Raw genomic sequence first — 19,550 nt, 5'->3', positions numbered from 1 at the left:
CAGATGTCATCGGCTGTCGCGCCACGCAATGAGATACAACGGGGACCTGCGCACCTCTCCAATGGTGGTCCTCGAAAGGCCCATGTCGGCAAGCAGCCGATCATCAAGTGCGAGAAGTTCCTGGTACTGCCGTCGTCGTTCCAAGGCGCACGCTAGTTCAGCCAGCCACGCAAGCGGATTCTTCCACCGTCTAACGTCCGAAAGAGACAGCGCAGTAGGGGTGATGGTACAAGTCGAATTGGAAGTCGTGCTGCCGCAAGACATGTTTCACCTCCGTATTGGAGCGAAACAACACTTGGCTACGGGAGCTCATCGGGCGGTTGTCGAATGTCCCGAGTCGTTTATGTACCATGCTGGGCTCTGGTGCTCAAGTGATACCGCGCCGAGCGTTCCTCATGGCCCACCGCGCCGTGCAGGCGGCTTCCACACTCGATCTGCTGTCCGTGAGGATAAGGGCTGGATCTCGGAGCGGACGCAGTAGGGGGCCAGGGGGTAAAAGGCGGCCGGCGCCGCGTGCGGGGCCGCCGACGCGCGTGGGGAACTGTTTACGAAGGCCTGGAGAGGTTGACGGTGGCCGGGCTAACCCGCGAGCTCGTTACGATCATGAGGTCTTAAATTCTGTCCCAAACAAATCCGCAGATTCTTGTTGAGCGAAGTCTGCTTTTTGACGTGAACCGGGCCATGCGCTTCACTAGGTTTCATCTCTGCCTTTGACCCGAAGAAGACATAGAGAAATCGCGATATTAGATGTTTTCTTTGCTTTCTGCTTGCTGTTGTTTCCGTACCATCGCTATGCAGAGCCTGATCCACAGACGGCGGTTTTCGCCGGGTGGGATATGATTGAGTGCGATGTTCAAGCCTTTCGGGTCATGCTCCCTGAGAAAAGCAATGTCTTCGTCTAAGCCATCGGCCCAATCGGTATCGTTGGTCATGTATTCTCGTCGCGTGGACAGTCAGGAGCTGCATCTGACGCGATAGCGGCGCGAACAGCGTTACCTAAGCAGGGTAGCGCCATTTCAACGCGCGGCGCAGGAAAAGCAAAGCCACAATGATTGCGACGGCGGCGAGCCAGAGGAAGGCTGGCACGGGCGATTGATTGTGAATGTGGGCGATGTACAGCACGAGGGCCAACAGAATGGCAACTAAACCGTTCGACACCCAATACAACGGCGAGCGCCCAATTCCAGTTGCTGCGAGTTCTGTCGCCCGTTCAGTCGCGTCGCCCGCCTAGTGAGCCACCAATAAAAGGCGAAAGAGGGGAGGGCAACGATCCAGGACATTCCCAAGCTTTTCTCATGCAACCTTGTAGATGACCCTATTGGGAATACTCAAATTGAATGGATCAGTTTAACGCAACCGACCGCAGCCCAGCACGTCGCCTACTGGCCCGTCGCCGACCTTCGCTTAACAGGGCCGCTATGTCTGCTTTGAGGAGAGAAGCCGACCTACGGCACCTCGGTGCGGGAGTCAGCCTGTGACCCGGAGCGGACATCTGCGTCCAAATCTTCCGAAAGTGCATAGACGTGGCCGGTGATCGGCATAGCCTACCTAAGGCGAACATTATTTCCTCGCGGCTACCGGGAGCGAGCATCGTGATCAAAATCGCGAGTTTCCTTTCATCATCAAGTATTCTCCTTTGCATATCGCTCGCACCGGGGTCGGCCCAGCAGATCACGGGCACGCCAGGTTCGCCCAGCGCGACTATGACCCTTGATGGCAAGCAACTTCCGCCTGAGCCTCCGAAGTTTGGCGGCGAGATCAACGAGGTTGCGAAGGATTCCAAGCCGTACTGGCCCCCATCGGTGGTGCCGCCCAAGGGCACGCCCAACGTGCTGCTGATCATGACCGACGACCAAGGTTATGGCGTGACTGGCACCTTCGGTGGCGTCATCCCGACCCCAAACATGGATCGCATCGCCGAGACGGGTCTGCGCTACACGCAGTTTCACTCGACGGCGCTTTGCTCGCCGACCCGAGCAGCGCTGATCACTGGCCGCAATCACCATTCGGTTGGGTTCGGCGTGATCGGTGAATTGTCGACCGGCTACCCAGGCTACGATTCCGTCATCGGACCCGAGTCCGCAACGGTCGGGACCATTCTGCGTGACAACGGCTTTGCCACCTCATGGTTCGGCAAGAACCATAACACTCCGACCTATCTATACAGCGCGGCCGGACCATTCGATCAATGGCCGGTCGGCATGGGGTTTCAGTATTTCTATGGGTTCATGGGCGGCGAGACCGATCAGTGGACGCCATATCTTTACAAAAATACGACCCAGATTTTTCCGTGGATCGGTAAGTCCAGCTACAATCTCACCACCGACATGGCGGACGAAGCCATCAACTACATGAACAGCTTAAACGCGGCCGCACCGGACAAGCCGTTCTTCCTCTATTACGTTCCTGGCGGCACCCACTCGCCGCATCAGCCGAAGAAGGAATGGATCGACAAGTTCAAAGGCAAGTTCGACATGGGCTGGGAGAAGCTGCGCGAGCAGATCTTCGCCAACCAGAAGCGACTCGGGGTCATCCCGGCGAATACCCAACTCACTGCCTGGCCGGATACCCTGCCGAAGTGGGATTCGCTCTCATTGATCCAAAAGAAAGTGTACGCGCGGGAGGCGGAGGTGTTTGCCGCTTACGCAGCCTATACCGACAACGAGATCGGCCGCGTCATCCAGGCGGTCGAGGACATGGGCAAGCTCGACAACACGCTGATCATCTATATCAGCGGCGATAACGGCACCAGCGCCGAAGGCACGCTAGAGGGCACCCCGAACCAGATGACGGCCTACAACGGCGTGCTGAAACTCCCTGAAGCCGAGCTAATGCTGCACTACGAAAATTGGGGCTCCGACAAGACCTACCCGCATATGTCGGTCGCTTGGTCGTGGGCGTTTGATACGCCGTTCAAATGGACCAAGCAGGTGGCATCGCACTTCGGTGGGACCCGGCAAGGCATGGTCATGTCGTGGCCTGGCCACATCAAGGACGTTGGCGGCATTCGCAGTCAGTTCCACCACATCATTGATATCGTGCCGACGATCCTTGAAGCCACCGGGATTCAGGCGCCAGCGACGGTCAATGGCATCGCTCAAAAGCCGATCGAGGGCGTGAGCATGGCCTACACATTTGATCAAGCCAACGCCAACGCACCGTCAAAGCGCGACACACAATATTTCGAGATGTTCGCCAACCGCGGCATCTACTCCGATGGCTGGTATGCGTGCACGACGCCGCCCGAAGCACCTTGGCTTATGGGCACGGCAAAGATGCCTGACATCAACGAGTACAAGTGGGAACTCTATAACATTGCTGACGACTTCTCGCAGAACAACGACGTCGCGGCCAAAAACCCTGACAAGCTAAAGGAGCTGCAGGCACTCTTCCTAAGCGAGGCGACGAAATACCAGGTCTTGCCGCTGGACAATTCCGTGTTGCCGCGCCTCGTCACGCCGCGGCCTAGCGCGACCGCTGGAAAAACTGTTTTCACCTACACGGGAGCGAACCCCGGCATTCCCGCCGAAAATGCGCCCAGCATCATGAACAAGGACTACAAGATCACTGCCGACATAACCGTTCCGGCTGGCGGCGCGGAGGGAATGATCGTCACGCTCGGCGGCCGGTTCAGCGGCTATGGCCTCTATTTGCTGAAGGGCAAGCCGGTCTTCGTTTACAATATGCTGGATCTGAAACGATACCGCTGGGAAGGCGGCGTAGGCGCGCGCGACTGGTTGGGCTCTGCGCTCAAGCCGGGCAAGCACACCATCGTATTCGATTTCAAATATGACGGTCCGGGACCGGCCAAGGGTGGCACCGGGGTACTCTCGGTTGATGGCAGGGAATATGCCCGCCGGTCGATTCCGCACTCTATTGGGTTCTTGATGGCCATCGACGAGTCCTTCGACATCGGCGTCGATAGCCGCACGGGTGTGGATGACAGCTACAAGCTGCCATTCCAGTTCACCGGAAAGATTGACAAGCTGACATTCAACCTCGGTCCGACGCAGATGACCGGCGATGAACAGAAGTCAACACGGCACGCACTTGAAAGAATGCGCGACTGAGCCGGCAGGCTCAATCACGCGTTTTCCGCTGTTGGCCCAAAAACGGACAGGTTTTCCGCCGCGATCAGTGTCCGCTTGCGGTCCGAAAGTAGACGTTCACATTGAGCGCGCGCGAGTCGGGGAATGCCCGTCGATCACGTCGCGAGTAACCGTGGATGCTGACATAATGCTGTCAGCAGCGGGTCGTTACATATGACCGCCCGAACCGGCACGACAAGCCAAGGAACCCCACGATGGATCATCCAACTACGCAGGGTTCGCTCCGCGACGGCTTTCTGGCGGATTGCAAGCGGATTCACCGCGAATGGGATGCGCGCACCAAGTCGCTAGATACTGACGGACTGATCTCTCTCTATGCCCAAGATGCCATTCTCGAAACGCCTCTAGTGCCGGCAATCTTTGAAGGGCGCAGCGGCGTCCTTCGTGGGCATCGGGAGATTCGTCCGTTCTTCGAAGAGGGCGCGCGCCGCCGGCCGAACGAACTCGTACGGTGGTACAGAAACGACAATTGGTTCACCGACGGTAAACGGGTTCTGATTTGGGAGTATCCCCGGCAAGCCCCCGACGGAGATCAAATCGAACTCATGGAAGTCATGGAAATCGAGCATGGTCTCATCCAACATCATCGAATTTACTGGGGATGGTTCGGCGTTAACCAGCTTACACAGAACGCGGTACGTAAGCCGACCATGACGACATAGCGGCAGGATTTCTTGCGCTGAACTGAGTCTGCTTCTGGCCCTTAGCCGACCTCTAGCCTGGCGCCGAGCATGTCCGCTCTTGACGGCGTAGCCGACTAAATCCCTCACAGACTTAAGGGAATGATCAAGGGTGCAAGTCTGTGGGGCGTCTGCTGCGTGTCCCCGCCACCGTGTTCGGCAACAACAATTGCGATTTTCGCTGGCTCGCCTTCAAGGTCTATCCGGCAACTCACGACAGCTCCCTAAGTAGCTTCCGCGCGTCTTCCAGCACGGCCCGCACCTGCTTTCGTTCAGCGGCCGCATCACGGGTGAATGCGCCATGCCTCCACGCATTCTGATTTCCTTTCGGCGCGCCCGATCTTCGCGCGCCGCCGTGCATGCGGCAGCGGGCCCTGCTTTGCACGGCCGGCGCGCGACAGGCGGAGCCGCTGCGCGTCTCGGCGCCGCAGCGCGGGCTCGTCATCATCGCGCGCGTGTTGCGGATGTGATCGCCGGTCATGCGCCGGCGCCTTGTCTGGATTCAGCCTGTTCGCATTCGCAGGTCTCGCGCGGCGGGACCGGTCCTGCATCTGTCGCAGCGCCCGGCTCCGCGACGATCATGCTCGCGTGTTGCGTGACGTTGCCCACGATCGCCCTGCCGCCGTCCTGCACCGACAAATTCCGGACCGTGATCGCGCGCTCGCCGTTGTTGCGGTGGCGGCTGAGTGCCTCGATCTGGCTTGCGAAGGTGCGGGTCAGCCGGGTCAATGCGCGTGTGATGCTTTCCTGCTGCTGGACGTCGCCGCTGCAGGCGAGGCGGCAGGCGGAGCGCATCGCCGCCGTGTGAACGGACACCATCTGCACTGCGAGCATGGCTTCGATCGAATCCTTCGGTGCGATGCTCTTCACCATCGAGATCATGAAGGCGAGATTGGCTTCATCGGGCTCTCGTCCGATCGCGCTGGCCTTCACCAATTGCCTGAGCAGACCATGTAGCGCGTCGCGGTCGGCGGCGCCGAGCGCCTCGGCGAGCAGGCGTTCGCCGGCTTGCGGGTCGGTATGGTGGATCACAATCCGCCGTTTGTAGAGTTTGATCCGCGGGTTGGCGGCAAGGCCGCTGAGATCGTTTGCCGCAACCGGCAGCATGCCGTGGCGTTTCGCTGATGTCGTCATGTGTTGTCCTTTGCCGGCGCGGGCTCATGGCGCGCGAAATCAATCGCTCGCTTGCTGCGCGCTTGGGCGATTTTCGAGATGTCGATGAAGGGCTTACGCGCAATCGCCGCTAGGCGCCCCGTGGTCGGGCGGTGTGACGCTGGCGATTGTTGCGATGATGCCATCATGCCGGTGTTTTGCCCGACGAGTCAAACGGCTTTGCGTGCTGCGCAATCCCTGTCACTGCAAGTTCTCGTCCGTGCAAGTCCTTGTTCTGACAGGGAGCGGCTACTGTGCATGGGGTTGTTTTCGCGTTTTCTGTTTCGATGCTGCCCTGACGTGCCGCCGCGCCGGCGCCAACGGCACGATCGCCTGCCGTTGGTGAAGGCCGGCAGGCTGCGCGCGCTCGCGGTGTCATCAGCCGAGCGGCTGCCATCGCTGCCTGACGTGCCGACCGTCGGGTGCGCAGTTTGCACGAAATGCCGGAGTGGCCGATCCCTATCCGATGCCGGCCATCTGAGCTAACCGCTCGAGCAGCGGCCGCTGTCCCGCGTTGATCTTCTTGTGCGCTGCTTCGAGCGTGAACCATTCGGCACGATCGACCTCGGGGAAGGTCTGTCGTTTGCCGCTACGTGGCGGCCATTCCATCTCGAACATGTTGCTGCGAATGCTGCGCACGTCGATGTCGAATTCGGCAGCGAACGCGGTGACGACCTTGCCGCCGCGCTGCTTGACCTGCCCAAGCGAGGTCAGCGGCATGGACAATGCGAAGCCGAGCTCTTCGGCAAACTCCCGCCGCGCTGCAGCTTCCGGATCTTCCCTGTCCGTATGCTCGCCCTTCGGGATTGACCATGCACCGAAGTCCTTGTTGCGCCAGAACGGCCCTCCGGGATGAACAAGGAGAACCTCGACTTCCCGCCGCTTTCGATATGCGAGGATCCCGGCACTGGTCGACGGCATGGCTGATTCCCTGCAGGCGGACCAACGGAAGCCGTTCCATCGAGCGGCTTGCGGATTTGTGCATCAGCCGGCAGATCGCTCGCGCGCGGCGAGACGGATGGCTCGGGTTTTCGCGCTCTTTCCGGCCGCGCGCGCTTCAATCATGCTGCGCCTCTTGGCGTGAGTCGAGGCGTTCTTCCGGAGCAGGGTTGCGATCCGCTTGCGTGCACGGCTGGTATTCAACCGGGCGGCCAGTTCCTCGGCCTTGCGAATGATGGTGGCGGCCGAGGGCGTCAGGTTGACCGGAACCCAGGCGACGTCTTTCGTCTTGGACAGGCTGCCGATGCCCTCGCAGGGAGCTTCGCGTGGCAGGTCGATCCGGATCGCGAGGGCCTCCGTGCGTTCGGTCCAGTCCTCGGCCTTGGTGCCCGTGATGATGCGGACATAGTCGCGCGTCTCGCGCGGCAGCTCGCTCTCCTTGGCGAGCCATTTCTGGATCCGGCCGGGACCCGCGTTGTAGGCGGCCGCGGCCAGGCCGAGATTGCCGAAATCGTCGCGCAGCTTGCGCAGGAATTTTGCGGATGCCGGCAGCGCCTTCATCGGATCGAAGGGATCATCTAACCCGACCTCCGCCGCTGTTTCCGGCATGAATTGAGCGACGCCCTGTGCGCCGGCCTGGCTGACCTCGTTGGACCTGAAGCGGCTCTCCTGCCAGATCAGGCGGGCGAAGAATGGCACCGGAATGCCGCTGGCCTCGGCTGCTCCACGAAGCGCGTGGCAGAATCGTTCCGTCCGCGAAACCGGCGCCTGCGTGACAGGCTCGTTCGCAAGCGGCTCGGGTGTCTCCTCATGGGCCGCACGTGCATTGGCGAACTCGAGGGCCTGCACGCTTGCGAGGAACAGTTCAACCACCGGAACAAGTGACGAGGCTTGCGTGTTTTCAAGAACAGCGCGTTCGAAAGCTGATGTCTGGCGGGACGCCGGATCGAGGTCGCACATCAGAATCATAAACGCGGCGCAGGCCGCGACGACAAATCGCATTGCGTGGACAACCTCGAACTGTGGGTGAACGGCCGGCGCTGCGCCGACGATGATAAGGAGTTCTTAGACGATAAGGAGTTCTTAACCGTGTGATTGCGGCAAAGCTGCGGTCTCGTCGGTTCCGCCGGTGCTACTACGGTGTTCCCGCCGGGAAGCTCTCCGCCGTTTTGCGGGACATATTGGGACGAGCGACATGATGCGATGGATTATTGGCGCGGCGATCTCACTGTCGGTGATCTGTCCGGCGCTTGCAGGGCATCTCGATGCAGCGGCGGTGAACGATGCTGTGCGTCCTGCGAAACAGCGGGCTACCGACAAGATCAGCGCGTCCGTTGTGAAGCTTCAAATCATGCTGGACCGTGCGCAGTTCTCGCCCGGCGAAATCGACGGCAAGTTCGGCGAGAACGCGCAGAAGGCGTTGAAGGCATTTTCCGAGCAGAGCGGTATCGCATCCGACAAGACGATCGCGCCGGAGCTTTGGGACAGGCTGAGCGCGGCGAGCGAAGGTCCGATGGTTGTCGACTACAAGATCACCGACGCCGATGTGAAGGGGCCGTTCCTGAAAGAGCTGCCAGGCAAGCTCGAGGACATGAAGGCGCTGAAGGCGCTGAGCTACACCAGCCCGCTCGAGGGGCTCGCCGAAAAATTCCACATGAGCGGCGACCTGCTTCGGACGCTCAATTCCGGCAAGTCGTTCGACAAGGCCGGCGAGACGATCACTGTCGCAAATGTCCCTGCACGAAGAGAGCTGCCACCCGTTGCGCGGATCGAGATCGACAAGAGGAACGGGACGCTGAGGGCGTTCGACGGGGCCGGCCGCCTGCTCGCATTCTATCCCGCGACAATCGGCAGTCCGGACCGTCCGACGCCGAAGGGGACGCTCAAGGTCACCAGCACCGACGAGAAGCCGACCTATCACTACAATCCTGACTACAAGTTCAGCAGCGTCAAATCGAAACAGCCGTTCGATGTCCAACCGGGCCCGAACAATCCGGTGGGGGCATATTGGATCGGCTTGTCGGCGCAGGGTTACGGCATCCACGGCACGGCGGAGCCCGACAAGGTCAGCAAGTCGGCGTCGCACGGCTGCGTCAGGCTGACCAATTGGGACGTGCGCGCGCTCGGTGACCACGTCAAGCGTGGCACACCGGTGGTCTTCCTGGATGCTCCGACGGAGTCGGCGTCCAAGTAGCGGGGGAAGTCCGGCGGCAGACGCGCCTCGAACTGATCCTTGAAACTAATCCTTGGGAAAGTCTTTGGGAAAGTCTTGGCGCAGCGCGATCTCGGCGGCATCGCCGGGCGACAGCACCGTCTGGTCGAACGCTGTTTGCGGTCTCGTCATGATGTCGTAGGGCGAGATGCCCCTTGATGGGCTTGTCCATGAGCTCGCGAACGCAGTCGGCGAGCGTGCCGTTCAAATCAGCCGGCAACGAATGCGAGCAGGGTGCCGTTGGCCTTGGCCGGCGGTACGCAGATCGCAGGTCCGCTGCGCACAGCTGCCGAACCGAGCGCCTTCTCGGTGGCCGCGAGATCGCCGCTCACGAGCACCAGGGCCGCGCCGCCGCGTTCGGAAAGTCCCGCGATCGGCACACCGGGATAGCGCTTGCCGAGCTGGTCCAGCGTCAGATAGACGAAATCGGCACGGTCGCCGCCGGATGGCACGGTCACTGCGCCGTCGTCCCCGGTCTTTGGCGCGCGGTCGATCAGCCGCCCCAAATGCGCGGCTTCCTTCGCGGGCTCGGGCGTCGCGATCAGCGTCTGCTTAATCCGCTTCGCCGCATTGGCGTGCTTCATTAATTCGGGAATCCACACCGTGTCGCGGGTCTTGTGCTGGCAGGCGAAGATGCGCACGCCGCCGGGCGCCTCCGCGGTCGGCCACATGAAGGTGCGGAATTTCGCCGCCGAGACCGTGCCATCAGGCAGCGTCACGGGCCGTTCGAAATCGGTCGGGCCGATCGGCGTGAGACCGCGTGCGCGAATCTGCTCCGCGCCGGCGGCTGAATCGACCGCCGTGAAGGCGATGCGCTCGATGCCCTCTCCCCGCTTGTCGAGGAAGGCGCGCGCGGGCGCATTGTGTTCGGTCGCAATGAGGACGCCGAGCAGCTCCATATAGTCCGGGTCGAACATGATGGTGTAGTTGCCGGTTCCCATATGCGCGCTGTGGGTGCCGCGCGGCGAGAGGGTGAAGCCGAGCTGTTTGTAATTCGCGGCGGCCTTGTCGAGGTCCGGAACCATGACTACGGCGTGGTCGATACCGATGACGTTCTTGAGGGCCACTGTTCTTTCCCCGAATGCAAACTAACTTCAGGCCACGACGGCGGCCACTGCTGCCTGTCTACGCCGGATAGGCGATCAAGTCATTTTCAAATCGGCGGGAAAGGCGGAATTTCATTCCGCGAAATGCTCTCTTGACGCGCGATGGCGTCAGCGAGCCTGCTCGATATAGGCGGCGAGGATGGCGCGCTCCTCGCTGGTCATTTCGGTGATGTTACCCGGCGGCATCGCATTGGACCAGGCTGCGACGCGACCGATCAGGCGGATGTTGCGATGGATATGCTCGGGCGCATCGAGCAATATGCCTTTCGGCGCGGTCACGATGCCGTCCCAGACAGGCTCGGTCGCGTGGCACATGCTGCAGCGGGACATCACGATCTCCTCGACATTGGCGAGCGTCGGTTGCACCGGAAGCACGCTTGTCCTGGCCTCGCGCGGCCCGGCCGCGGAGAGGAAGAGGATCGCGATCACGCCGACCGCTGCGACGCCCCACACCCACCATGGCGATTTGCGTCCGGCATGACTCTCGTTGAAGAAGTGGCGGATCACCGGGCCGAGCGCCAGGATGATCGCGACGATGATCCAGTTGAAGCGCGTGGCGTAGAGCAGGGGATAGTGGTTGCTGATCATCAGCACGACGACAGGGAGCGTCAAATAGTTGTTGTGGACCGAGCGTTCCTTGCTGGTCTTGCCGAGTTTCGGATCGGGTGCTTGCCCCGCGATCAGGGCGGCCACGATCTTCTTCTGGTTCGGGATGATCAACGCGAAGACGTTGGCGACCATGATGGTGCCGATGATTGCCCCGATCTGGTTGAAGGCGCCGCGGCCGCTCAGCACGTGGGTGAAGGCATAGGTCAACGCGACCAGGAACAGATAGCCGCCGATGGCGAACGGGAGTTCGCGCTGCGCAAGCCCGGTGCGGCAGGCGGCTTCATACAGCAGCCATGCCAGCGCGAGGCTGCAAAAGCTGAACAGCCCCGCCTGGAATGGCGTGAGGTCGAGGATCGACTTTTCGACCAGGAACAGATCGGCTTCGAGATAATACACCACCACCATCAGCGCGAAGCCGGACAGCCAGGTGGTGTAGGCCTCCCATTTGAACCAGGTCAGCTCGTCCGGCATCTGGGCGGGTGCAACCAGATATTTCATGATCCGGTAGAAGCCGCCGCCATGGACCTGCCAGGCCTCGCCCTGCACGCCGTCCGGCAGATCGCTGTTGGGCTTGAGGCTGAGGTCGAGGGCGATGAAATAGAAGGAACTGCCGATCCACGCGATCGCTGCCACCACGTGCAGCCAGCGGAGCAGCAGGCTCGCCCATTCCGATATGATGGATCCCCACATGATCACCCCATCAATTGCGGCAGCAATGCCGCAGCTTTGATGACCGCAACCGGCGGCCCCGCCCATACAATGTGTCGCACCGTTCGGCGGCATTTTCCAGTACGATGGGTTGCGGCTGATGCACATCGTGCGGGCATGAGCTGACGTAGGATTCGGCAGGCGTTTGACCTGTCGCAGAACGCTTGCGGGTCGATCGGCGTTGACGCCCCACACGTGAAGGCCGGAAGGAAACGACGTGAAGAACAGGATTTCGTTGGTGGCGATATCCGCGGGGTGGCTGGTCGCGATCGTGACCTGCGCACAGGCCGAGGCGGTGCTGCAGGGCAAGGACGCCTACGGCGATTGGCAGGCCGACAAGCCCGGCACGGTCAGGTTGATCCGGCCGCAGGACCTTGCAAAGCCCCGGGCCACGCCGTCGGTTGCGAGCTTCTCGCGCGTGGTGCCCCGGCCGCCGGAGGCTGCGCTTCAGGTGCCGGCCGGATTCAAGATCGAGCTGTTCGCCGAGGGCCTGCGCGCCCCGCGCATCATCAGGGTTGCGCCGAACGGCGACGTCTTCGTCGCGGAGACGCGCGCCGGCAACATCCGCGTGTTGCGCGCTGGTGAGGGCGGCAAGGTCGCGACCAACGAGGTGTTCGCGAGCGGACTGCGGCAGCCGTTCGGCATCGCCTTTTTCCCGGGCGGCGACAATCCGCAATGGGTCTATGTCGCCAACACTGACAGCGTCGTTCGCATTCCTTATCAAGCCGGTGACCTCAAGGCGCGCGGCAAGGCGGAGACGATCGTGGCGAGCCTGCCGCATGACGGCGGCCATTCCACGCGCGACATCGTCTTCACGCCTGATAACAAGCGCATGCTGGTCTCGGTCGGCTCGCTCAGCAACATCGCCGAAGGCATGGGTACGCCGCCGCGCGGATTGGAAGCGTGGTCGAAAACGCAGCCGCTCGGCGCCGCGTGGGCGAGCGAGACCGAGCGCGCCACCGTGCTCGCCTTTACTCCCGATGGTAAGGAGCGGAAGATCTACGCCACCGGCATCCGCAACTGCGTCGGCCTGGCGGTCCAGCCGCAGACCGGGCTGCCCTGGTGCTCGACCAACGAGCGCGACGGGCTCGGCGACGATCTCGTTCCTGACTACGTCACCAGCGTGAAGGAAGGCGCCTTCTATGGCTGGCCGTGGTTCTATGTCGGCGGCAATCAAGACCCGCGCCATGCCGGCGCGCGGCCGGACCTCAAGGACAAGGTTACCGTGCCTGATGTGCTGGTGCAGCCGCACTCGGCCTCGCTCGGCATGACCTTCTATCAGGGCACGCAGTTTCCATCCGAGTACCAAGGCGATGCCTTCGCCGCCGAGCACGGCTCCTGGAACCGGTCGAAGCGCACCGGCTACAAGGTGATCCGCATCCGGATGAAGGACGGCAAGCCGACGGGCGAGTACGAGGATTTCGTCACGGGGTTCGTGGTGAATGACACCGACGTGTGGGGGCGGCCCGTCGGTGTCGCCGTGGCGAAGGATGGATCGTTGCTGGTGTCGGAGGACGGCAACGGCACGATATGGCGGGTGACAAGCGTGCCGCGATGAAGGTGTACCCTCTCCCACAAGGGCAGAAGGGACAGCAGCGTGCTTGGGATGTCTACCCCCTGCGCACACTCGCGCCGCCATCCACCGGCAGCGTCACGCCCGTAATGAAGTTCGCCTCGTCCGATGCCAAGAACAGCGCGGCATTGGCGACGTCCCATCCCGTGCCCATCTTCCGGCGGAGCGGCACCTTACTGTCGCGCTCGGCTTCGACTTCGGCGCGGGTCTTGTGCCATTCGCGGGCGCGGGTGTCGACGGCCATCGGCGTGTTCATCAGGCCCGGCAGGATGACGTTGGCGCGGATGCCGTATTCGGCGTTCTGGTAGGCGAGCTGTTCGGTGAAGGCGATCATTGCCGACTTAGTCGCCTTGTAGGCGACGTACGGATACGTCGTGATCGCCGCCATCGAGGAGATGTTGATGATCGCGCCGCTGTTCTGCGCGCGCATGATCGGGATCACCTCTTTCGCCGCCAGAATGCAGCTCTTCAGATTGATGGCGACAACGCGGTCGAATGCCTCCTCGGTGATTTGCAGCAACTCGGCATCGCCGCCGGACAGGCTGACGCCGACATTGTTGTGCAGCACGTCGATGCGGCCCCAGCGCGAATGCGCGTCCGCCACCATCGCCTTGATGTCGGCGGACTTGGTCACGTCGGCCTTGAAGGCTGCGGCGGTGCCTTGCTGCGCGGCGATCATGGCGGCGGTTTCCTGCGCCGATTCCAGATGATGATCGACGCAAAGCACCTTGGCGCCCTCGCGCGCGAAGGTGAGCGCGGTGGCGCGGCCGTTGCCCATTCCCTCGCCGGGGCTTTGCCCGGCCCCGACTACGATCGCAATCTTGTCCTTCAAGCGCATGTCAGTTCACTCCGGGGATCGGGTACTGCTGGAGTACCTCTTTGTAATAAGGCTCGTTGTCGATCTTCATGGTGGCGAGCACGCGCACGACGCCGCAATAGAAAGCGATGGTCAGCACGAGGTCGACCATGTGTTCGTCCGAGAGATGCTGCTTGATCTCGGCAAAGGTCGCATCCGGCATCGCGAGCTCGCGTACCATCTCGCGGGCGCCTTTCAGGATCGCCTTGGCGAGCGGCTCGAGCTTCGAGGGCTTTCCGTTGGTCTCGGCCATCAGGCCGGCGATGTCCTCGTCGGTGACGCCGAATTCCTTGCCGATCTTCACGTGATGGGTGAATTCGTATTCCGACTTCTCCATCCAGCCGACCTGGAGGATCGCAAGCTCCCGCAGGCGCGGGTCGAGCTTGCTCTTGAAGCGGATGTAGCCGCCGATGCCGTTGAAGGCGCGCGCCATCTCCGGCGAGTTGACCAACAGCTTGTGCAGATTGGTGTTGCGCTTGAGCATGTCGCGATATTCAGGCGCGACCTGGTCGGCTTCGAGATAGGGTAGGCGGGCCATCCCTGGTGTTCCTTTCAGTGCTCTTGTGATCCACGTTCGGGGGCTTGGAGCGTCACGCCGCCGTCGACCACCAGCACCTGGCCGGTGATGTAGCGCGCGAAATTGCTGAGCAGGAACTTGACGGCATGGCCGACGTCCCAGCCGGTGCCTTCGGTCTTCAGCAGTGAGGCCATGGCGCGCTGCGCGCGCGCCTGCTCGCTCATGCCGCGGGCATAGACCATCGGCGTGTACATCGGTCCCGGGCAGATGCAGTTGACGCGGATGTTGTCGCGGCCGTGATCGACCGCCATCGCGCGGGTCAGCCCGATGATCGCGGCCTTTGATGTCGTGTAGGTCGTGAGCCCACGCGGCCGCAGCGCCGAGATCGAGGAGATGTTGACGATCGCGCCGCCTTTGGCGGTCTTGATCATGGCGGGGATCGCATGCTTCGAGAGCAGGAACATGCTCTCGACATTGACCTGCATGACGCGGCGATATTGCTCGGGCGTCTCGTCGACCACGCTGCCCCGGCTGCCGATGCCGACATTGTTGTCGAGAAAATCGAGCCGGCCCCAGCGATCGAGCGCCGCTTCGACCAGTGCCTTGCAATCGCCCTCGCTGGTGACATCGCCGCCATGGGCTGCGGCAGTGCCGCCCTCGGCTGAGATCATCTCCACGGTGCGCTCGGCGAGCTTGAGGTTGCGGTCCGCCACCAGCACCTTGGCGCCCGCGCGTGCCAGCAGGATTGCAGCAGCACGGCCATTGCCGATACCGTCGCCCGCAGCGCCGCCTCCGCTGACCATCGCTACCTTGCCGCCGAAACCGGCATCGTCCTCGGGGCCCCGCATGTCGTTCTTCCCAATTATTTTCGTGCAGATTAGCAATCGTCCCCGCCGGAGAGAAGGGCGCTCCTCCTGCATTCATGTCATTGACATCGCATGGAATTGCATGTCGCGGCCGGCGCATTGCGCAGGGCTGGTCCTTGCGGCTGAGGAACCGTTTTCCCGCGACTGCGTTTGCTGCCGGAGCCTTTCCCGCGCTAGGCTCTGTCCCGGGGCTTCCCAACCGCCAGTGGCTTGCCGATGAATCTGCTCGATCCACAAGGGCCTGTGGCTGCGGCCAACAGCACGATCCTGGTCGATTCCGTCTTCATCATGCTCGCGATCGTGGTGCCGACCATCATCGCGATCCTCGGCTTTGCGTTCTGGTTTCGCGCCTCCAATCCGAGGGCGCACTTTCAGCCGGACTTCGTCTATTCCGGGCGCGTCGAGATGGTGGTGTGGGCGATCCCCGCGCTCACCGTGATCCTGCTCGGCGGCGTCGCCTGGATCGGCTCGCACCAGCTCGATCCCGCAGCACCCGTGCCCGGCACTGGCAGCCCGGTCCGCATTCAGGCCGTCTCGCTCGACTGGAAATGGCTGTTCATTTATCCCGACCAGCGCATCGCCACCGTCAACACGCTGACGGTGCCGGCCGGCGCCGAGCTGAACTTTCAGCTGACGTCGTCGAGCGTGATGAACACGTTCTTCATCCCGCAACTCGGCAGCATGATCTACACCATGAACGGCATGGTGACGAAGCTGAACCTGCGCGCCGACAGCGAAGGCAAGCTGCAGGGCCTGTCGGCGCATTTCTCCGGCGACGGTTTTCCGGACATGATGTTCGACGTCAACGTGATCTCGCCGCTCGCCTTTCCGGACTGGGTGGCGGCGACGGCGAAGAGCGATGCCGTGCTCAACGAAGAGAGTTACAAGAAGCTGATGCAGCAGGGCATCGAAAAGGGCAGGCCGACCTACCGGCTCGACGATCCCAGGCTGTTCGACCTGATCGCGAGCCAGCACATTCCGCCAGGACCGGGGCCAGAGCTGATCTCCGATGCCGGCCGTCCGCACAGTGGAGGTCATGATGCTCGGTAAGCTCGACTGGTCGGCGATCCCGTTCGACCAACCCATTCCGCTGATTGCGGGCGCAGTCGTGCTGTTCGGGATTCTCGCGGTGCTGATCTGGGTCGTGGTGAAGGGGCATCTGCCCTATCTCTGGCACGAGTGGATCACCAGCGTCGACCACAAGCGGATCGGCGTCATGTACATCCTGCTGGCCTCGGTGATGCTGCTGCGTGGCGGCAGCGACGCCATCATGATGCGGATCCAGCAGGCGGTCGCCTATCAGTCGCAGGGTTATCTGCCGCCGGAGCATTACAACCAGATATTCTCCGCGCACGGCACCATCATGATCTTCTTCGTGGCGATGCCGTTCGTGATTGGGCTGATGAACCTGATCGTGCCGCTGCAGCTTGGCGTGCGCGACGTCGCTTTCCCGACGCTCAATTCGGTCGGCTTCTGGCTGACCGCGACCGGTGCGCTGCTGGTCAATCTCTCGCTCGTGATCGGCGAATTCGCCCGCACCGGCTGGCTCGCCTTTCCGCCGCTGTCGGAATTGTCCTACTCGCCCGGCGTCGGCGTCGATTACTACGCCTGGTCGCTGCAGATCTCCGGCGTCGGCACGCTGGTGGCCGGTATCAACCTCGTGACAACGGTGCTGAAGCTGCGCACCAAGGGCATGAACTATCTGCGCATGCCGATGTTCTGCTGGACCACGCTGGCCTCGAACCTCCTCATCGTCGCGGCATTCCCGATCCTCACTGCGACGCTGGCGATGCTGCTGCTCGATCGCTATCTCGGCTTCCACTTCTTCACCAACGAAGCCGGCGGCAACGTCATGATGTTCATGAACCTGATCTGGGCCTGGGGCCATCCGGAAGTCTATATCCTCGTGCTGCCGGCCTTCGGCATCTTCTCCGAGGTGGTCTCGACCTTTTCGGGCAAAGCGCTGTTCGGCTATCGCTCGATGGTGCTGGCGACCATGGCGATCTGCATCATTTCCTTCATGGTCTGGCTGCATCACTTCTTCACGATGGGCGCAGGTCCCGACGTCAACGCCATCTTCGGCATCGCCAGCATGATCATCGCGATACCGACCGGGGTGAAGATCTACAATTGGTTGTTCACGATGTATGGCGGCCGCATCCGCTTCGAGACGCCGATGCTGTGGTCGATAGGCTTCATGGTCACCTTCATCATCGGAGGACTGACCGGCGTGCTGGTCGCGGTGCCGCCGGCCGATTTCATGCTCCACAACAGCATGTTCCTGGTTGCACACTTCCACAACGTCATCATCGGCGGCGTGCTGTTCGGTGCCTTCGCCGGCTTCGAATACTGGTTTCCAAAGGCGTTCGGCTTCCGCCTTGACGACCGCTGGGGCAAGCTGGCGTTCTGGTTCACGTTCCTCGGCTTCTACGTCACCTTCGTGCCGCTCTATGTCGCCGGCATGCTCGGCATGACGCGGCGGATGCAGCACTATGATGTCGCGGCATGGCGGCCGTGGATGTTCGTGGCGGCCGCCGGCATGGCCGTGCTGACGATCGGGGTGATCTGCCAGATCGTGCAGATCGTGGTCAGCATCCGCAACCGCGATGCCTTGCGCGATCGCACCGGCGATCCCTGGGACGGCCGCTCGCTGGAATGGGCGACCTCGTCGCCGCCACCGGTTTTCAACTTCGCTTTCAATCCCGATGTGCGCGGCGAGGATGCCTACTGGGACATCAAGAGCCGCGCCCAGCAGCAATCGCTCGAGCATGAAGTGCCCGAGTATCATGACATCGAGATGCCCCGGAATTCCCCGACCGGCTTCGTCTGCGCGTTCTTTGCCACCATCATGGGCTTTGCACTGATCTGGCACATCTGGTGGATGGTGATTTTGGGCGGCATCGGGGCGTTCGCGACCTTCGTCGTGTTCGCCTGGCGCGACCATGACGAATACGTCATTCCGGCCGACGAAGTCGCCGCGATAGACCGCGTCAATCTCGAGGAGCGGCGCAGCCTTGTCAGCATGGCGGGGACAGTCTGATGTCAATGACCGCGACGGCCGGCCGTGCGCACGCCGATCCCCATCACATCGGGCTCGTCATCGAGCATCCCGGGCCGGCGCCGAAGCGCATCGTGACCGCCTATGGCTTCTGGGTCTTCCTGCTCTCCGACATCGTGATGTTCTCCTGCTTCTTTGCGGCCTATGCGGTGCTGGTCGGCCAGACCGCCGGCGGCCCGAAAGGTTCGGAGATATTCGACCAGCGGAATGTGGCGATCGAGACTGTCTGCCTGCTGCTGTCGAGTTTTACGTGCGGCATGGCCAGTATCGCGGCCGATGTGCGCAACCGGTTCTGGTTCTACCTCGGCATGGCCGTGACTTGCGGGCTCGGAGTGGTGTTCCTCACCATTGAGTTCCGCGAATTCGCCGATCTCGTCTCCCGCGGCTATGGGCCGTCGCGAAGCGCCTTCCTCACAGCGTTCTTCTCGCTGGTGGGATGCCACGGTCTGCACGTCTCGGCTGGCGTGCTGTGGCTGCTGACCATGATGGCCCAGGTCTTCGCCAAGGGCTTTCGCGCAGACGTCCTGCGCCGGATGATGTGCTTTGCGCTGTTCTGGCATGCGCTCGACATTGTCTGGGTCGGGGTGTTCTCCGTGGTCTACCTGCTTGGGAGTGGCGTATGAGCGATCAGGCGCATGTGCGGACCGAACGCGACCTCGCGCCGGGCGAGGAAGAGCAACACAGTGTCGGCGCACGCATCCTTGGTTACGTGGTCGGCCTTGTGCTTGCGCTGCTGCTGACGGCGACGTCGTTCTTCATCGCCGGCACCGATCTGGTCTGGCAGCCTTCCATTCCCGTTGCGCTGATCGTGCTGGCGATCGCGCAGATGGGCGTGCACCTCGTGTTCTTCCTGCACATCACCACCGGCCCCGACAACACCAATAACGTGCTGGCGCTGGCGTTCGGGCTGCTGGTGGTCTTCCTGGTGGTCGGTGGCACCGTCTGGATCATGGCGCATCTGAATGCGAACATGCCGCCGATGGATCAGATCATGCCAATGCGCCGTTAGCGCATTGTGCAAAAAAGAAGAGCCGCTTGTTGTGACAAGCGGCCCAAGTCTAGGGAGGAAACGCCCGAGCAAAGCAATCGGGCCGGAACCGGATTGCCGCCAAGGAAACGCCCGCGCAAAGCGCTTGCGTACACATTTAAATGCAGCAACTCCCGA

20 protein-coding genes are annotated in these 19,550 nt (G+C 62.0%); 8 read left to right on the top strand and 12 right to left on the bottom strand.

The genetic code is table 11. From position 1 onward, the window contains the following. Positions 1 to 6 precede the first annotated feature (6 nt). From ABIB00_RS16230 to ABIB00_RS16220, 3 genes are all read right to left on the bottom strand, one after another. Complete coding sequence (locus tag ABIB00_RS16230) at positions 7 to 264, bottom strand: YjiS-like domain-containing protein (protein WP_354105037.1); 258 nt, start codon at positions 262 to 264, stop codon at positions 7 to 9. A gap of 479 nt (positions 265 to 743) precedes the next feature. Then, positions 744 to 932 carry a hypothetical protein gene (locus ABIB00_RS16225; protein ID WP_354105036.1) on the bottom strand — a complete coding sequence of 63 codons (189 nt, stop codon included), beginning with the start codon at positions 930 to 932 and terminating at the stop codon, positions 744 to 746. A 64-nt stretch (positions 933 to 996) separates the two neighbouring features. After that, positions 997 to 1,167 carry a hypothetical protein gene (locus ABIB00_RS16220; RefSeq protein WP_354105035.1) on the bottom strand — a complete coding sequence of 57 codons (171 nt, stop codon included), beginning with the start codon at positions 1,165 to 1,167 and terminating at the stop codon, positions 997 to 999. A gap of 434 nt (positions 1,168 to 1,601) precedes the next feature. Here ABIB00_RS16220 and ABIB00_RS16215 point away from each other — a divergent pair, with 434 nt between their 5' ends. Beyond that, the gene (locus ABIB00_RS16215) at positions 1,602 to 4,070 is read left to right on the top strand and encodes an arylsulfatase (RefSeq protein WP_354105146.1); all 2,469 of its coding nucleotides are present in this window, start codon (positions 1,602 to 1,604) and stop codon (positions 4,068 to 4,070) included. 233 nt (positions 4,071 to 4,303) lie between these two features. Continuing rightward, positions 4,304 to 4,771 carry a nuclear transport factor 2 family protein gene (locus ABIB00_RS16210; RefSeq protein WP_354105034.1) on the top strand — a complete coding sequence of 156 codons (468 nt, stop codon included), beginning with the start codon at positions 4,304 to 4,306 and terminating at the stop codon, positions 4,769 to 4,771. Positions 4,772 to 5,000: 229 nt separating this feature from the next. On the opposite strand, the gene ABIB00_RS16205 is transcribed toward ABIB00_RS16210, so the two are convergent. The 4 genes from ABIB00_RS16205 to ABIB00_RS16190 form a co-directional block, all read right to left on the bottom strand. Beyond that, positions 5,001 to 5,270 carry an HGGxSTG domain-containing protein gene (locus ABIB00_RS16205; RefSeq protein WP_354105033.1) on the bottom strand — a complete coding sequence of 90 codons (270 nt, stop codon included), beginning with the start codon at positions 5,268 to 5,270 and terminating at the stop codon, positions 5,001 to 5,003. Then, positions 5,267 to 5,923 carry a hypothetical protein gene (locus tag ABIB00_RS16200; RefSeq protein ID WP_354105032.1) on the bottom strand — a complete coding sequence of 219 codons (657 nt, stop codon included), beginning with the start codon at positions 5,921 to 5,923 and terminating at the stop codon, positions 5,267 to 5,269. The genes ABIB00_RS16205 and ABIB00_RS16200 overlap by 4 nt, the downstream gene beginning before the upstream one ends. 477 nt (positions 5,924 to 6,400) lie before the next feature. After that, the gene (locus ABIB00_RS16195) at positions 6,401 to 6,862 is read right to left on the bottom strand and encodes an NUDIX hydrolase (protein WP_354105031.1); all 462 of its coding nucleotides are present in this window, start codon (positions 6,860 to 6,862) and stop codon (positions 6,401 to 6,403) included. 63 nt (positions 6,863 to 6,925) lie between these two features. After that, a complete protein-coding gene (locus ABIB00_RS16190) occupies positions 6,926 to 7,882 on the bottom strand; it encodes a transglycosylase SLT domain-containing protein (protein ID WP_354105030.1) in 957 nt (318 codons plus the stop codon). Between the two features lie 193 nt (positions 7,883 to 8,075). Between ABIB00_RS16190 and ABIB00_RS16185 the strand changes: the two genes are divergently transcribed. Then, positions 8,076 to 9,074 (top strand): L,D-transpeptidase family protein, encoded by a 999-nt coding sequence (locus ABIB00_RS16185; RefSeq protein WP_354105029.1) that lies wholly within the window; start codon positions 8,076 to 8,078, stop codon positions 9,072 to 9,074. Positions 9,075 to 9,301: 227 nt separating this feature from the next. Here ABIB00_RS16185 and ABIB00_RS16180 read toward each other — a convergent pair whose 3' ends face one another. Both ABIB00_RS16180 and ABIB00_RS16175 read right to left on the bottom strand, forming a co-directional pair. After that, entirely contained in the window at positions 9,302 to 10,159 is an 858-nt protein-coding gene (locus ABIB00_RS16180; protein ID WP_354105028.1) for a VOC family protein, read from the bottom strand. A 147-nt stretch (positions 10,160 to 10,306) separates the two neighbouring features. Next, positions 10,307 to 11,497 carry a urate hydroxylase PuuD gene (locus tag ABIB00_RS16175; RefSeq protein ID WP_354105027.1) on the bottom strand — a complete coding sequence of 397 codons (1,191 nt, stop codon included), beginning with the start codon at positions 11,495 to 11,497 and terminating at the stop codon, positions 10,307 to 10,309. A 235-nt stretch (positions 11,498 to 11,732) separates the two neighbouring features. On the opposite strand from ABIB00_RS16175, the gene ABIB00_RS16170 reads away from it, so the two are divergent. Next, positions 11,733 to 13,073, top strand: a complete 1,341-nt coding sequence (locus tag ABIB00_RS16170; protein ID WP_354105026.1) for a PQQ-dependent sugar dehydrogenase — start codon at positions 11,733 to 11,735, stop codon at positions 13,071 to 13,073. Positions 13,074 to 13,125: 52 nt separating this feature from the next. Here the strand turns inward: ABIB00_RS16170 and ABIB00_RS16165 are convergent, their stop codons facing one another. From ABIB00_RS16165 to ABIB00_RS16155, 3 genes are read right to left on the bottom strand one after another with little or no spacing between them, the layout of a single operon-like run. Continuing rightward, the gene (locus tag ABIB00_RS16165) at positions 13,126 to 13,926 is read right to left on the bottom strand and encodes an SDR family NAD(P)-dependent oxidoreductase (RefSeq protein ID WP_247348203.1); all 801 of its coding nucleotides are present in this window, start codon (positions 13,924 to 13,926) and stop codon (positions 13,126 to 13,128) included. Between the two features lies 1 nt (position 13,927). Next, positions 13,928 to 14,482: a carboxymuconolactone decarboxylase family protein gene (locus ABIB00_RS16160; RefSeq protein ID WP_354105025.1), complete on the bottom strand. Its 555-nt coding sequence runs from the start codon at positions 14,480 to 14,482 to the stop codon at positions 13,928 to 13,930. A 14-nt stretch (positions 14,483 to 14,496) separates the two neighbouring features. Further along, positions 14,497 to 15,309 carry an SDR family NAD(P)-dependent oxidoreductase gene (locus ABIB00_RS16155; protein ID WP_354105024.1) on the bottom strand — a complete coding sequence of 271 codons (813 nt, stop codon included), beginning with the start codon at positions 15,307 to 15,309 and terminating at the stop codon, positions 14,497 to 14,499. Positions 15,310 to 15,543: 234 nt separating this feature from the next. Here ABIB00_RS16155 and ABIB00_RS16150 point away from each other — a divergent pair, with 234 nt between their 5' ends. From ABIB00_RS16150 to cyoD, 4 genes are read left to right on the top strand one after another with little or no spacing between them, the layout of a single operon-like run. Next, complete coding sequence (locus tag ABIB00_RS16150) at positions 15,544 to 16,377, top strand: cytochrome ubiquinol oxidase subunit II family protein (protein ID WP_247441204.1); 834 nt, start codon at positions 15,544 to 15,546, stop codon at positions 16,375 to 16,377. Continuing rightward, positions 16,367 to 18,367, top strand: a complete 2,001-nt coding sequence (gene cyoB, locus ABIB00_RS16145) for a cytochrome o ubiquinol oxidase subunit I (protein ID WP_354105145.1) — start codon at positions 16,367 to 16,369, stop codon at positions 18,365 to 18,367. Before ABIB00_RS16150 ends, cyoB begins: the two co-directional genes overlap by 11 nt. Then, positions 18,367 to 19,008, top strand: a complete 642-nt coding sequence (locus ABIB00_RS16140) for a cytochrome (ubi)quinol oxidase subunit III (RefSeq protein ID WP_354105023.1) — start codon at positions 18,367 to 18,369, stop codon at positions 19,006 to 19,008. Before cyoB ends, ABIB00_RS16140 begins: the two co-directional genes overlap by 1 nt. Next, complete coding sequence (gene cyoD, locus ABIB00_RS16135; RefSeq protein WP_247348214.1) at positions 19,005 to 19,394, top strand: cytochrome o ubiquinol oxidase subunit IV; 390 nt, start codon at positions 19,005 to 19,007, stop codon at positions 19,392 to 19,394. The genes ABIB00_RS16140 and cyoD overlap by 4 nt, the downstream gene beginning before the upstream one ends. The last annotated feature ends 156 nt before the right edge of the window (positions 19,395 to 19,550 follow it).

It is taken from the genome of Bradyrhizobium sp. LB14.3, assembly GCF_040547985.1.
GTDB lineage: Bacteria > Pseudomonadota > Alphaproteobacteria > Rhizobiales > Xanthobacteraceae > Bradyrhizobium.
This window is presented reverse-complemented; position numbering and strand designations above follow the sequence as displayed.

Excerpts from the sequence above, each read along its gene's own strand:
- ABIB00_RS16190 (WP_354105030.1), bottom strand. The coding sequence starts at position 7,882 with ATGCGATTTGTCGTCGCGGCCTGCGCCGCGTTTATGATTCTGATGTGC.
- ABIB00_RS16155 (WP_354105024.1), bottom strand. The coding sequence starts at position 15,309 with ATGCGGGGCCCCGAGGACGATGCCGGTTTCGGCGGCAAGGTAGCGATG.
- ABIB00_RS16195 (WP_354105031.1), bottom strand. The coding sequence starts at position 6,862 with ATGCCGTCGACCAGTGCCGGGATCCTCGCATATCGAAAGCGGCGGGAA.
- ABIB00_RS16185 (WP_354105029.1), top strand. The coding sequence starts at position 8,076 with ATGATGCGATGGATTATTGGCGCGGCGATCTCACTGTCGGTGATCTGT.
- ABIB00_RS16230 (WP_354105037.1), bottom strand. The coding sequence starts at position 264 with ATGTCTTGCGGCAGCACGACTTCCAATTCGACTTGTACCATCACCCCT.
- ABIB00_RS16205 (WP_354105033.1), bottom strand. The coding sequence starts at position 5,270 with ATGACCGGCGATCACATCCGCAACACGCGCGCGATGATGACGAGCCCG.
- ABIB00_RS16165 (WP_247348203.1), bottom strand. The coding sequence starts at position 13,926 with ATGCGCTTGAAGGACAAGATTGCGATCGTAGTCGGGGCCGGGCAAAGC.
- cyoD (WP_247348214.1), top strand. The coding sequence starts at position 19,005 with ATGAGCGATCAGGCGCATGTGCGGACCGAACGCGACCTCGCGCCGGGC.
- ABIB00_RS16225 (WP_354105036.1), bottom strand. The coding sequence starts at position 932 with ATGACCAACGATACCGATTGGGCCGATGGCTTAGACGAAGACATTGCT.
- cyoB (WP_354105145.1), top strand. The coding sequence starts at position 16,367 with ATGCTCGGTAAGCTCGACTGGTCGGCGATCCCGTTCGACCAACCCATT.
- ABIB00_RS16150 (WP_247441204.1), top strand. The coding sequence starts at position 15,544 with ATGAATCTGCTCGATCCACAAGGGCCTGTGGCTGCGGCCAACAGCACG.
- ABIB00_RS16200 (WP_354105032.1), bottom strand. The coding sequence starts at position 5,923 with ATGACGACATCAGCGAAACGCCACGGCATGCTGCCGGTTGCGGCAAAC.
- ABIB00_RS16210 (WP_354105034.1), top strand. The coding sequence starts at position 4,304 with ATGGATCATCCAACTACGCAGGGTTCGCTCCGCGACGGCTTTCTGGCG.
- ABIB00_RS16175 (WP_354105027.1), bottom strand. The coding sequence starts at position 11,497 with ATGTGGGGATCCATCATATCGGAATGGGCGAGCCTGCTGCTCCGCTGG.
- ABIB00_RS16160 (WP_354105025.1), bottom strand. The coding sequence starts at position 14,482 with ATGGCCCGCCTACCCTATCTCGAAGCCGACCAGGTCGCGCCTGAATAT.
- ABIB00_RS16140 (WP_354105023.1), top strand. The coding sequence starts at position 18,367 with ATGTCAATGACCGCGACGGCCGGCCGTGCGCACGCCGATCCCCATCAC.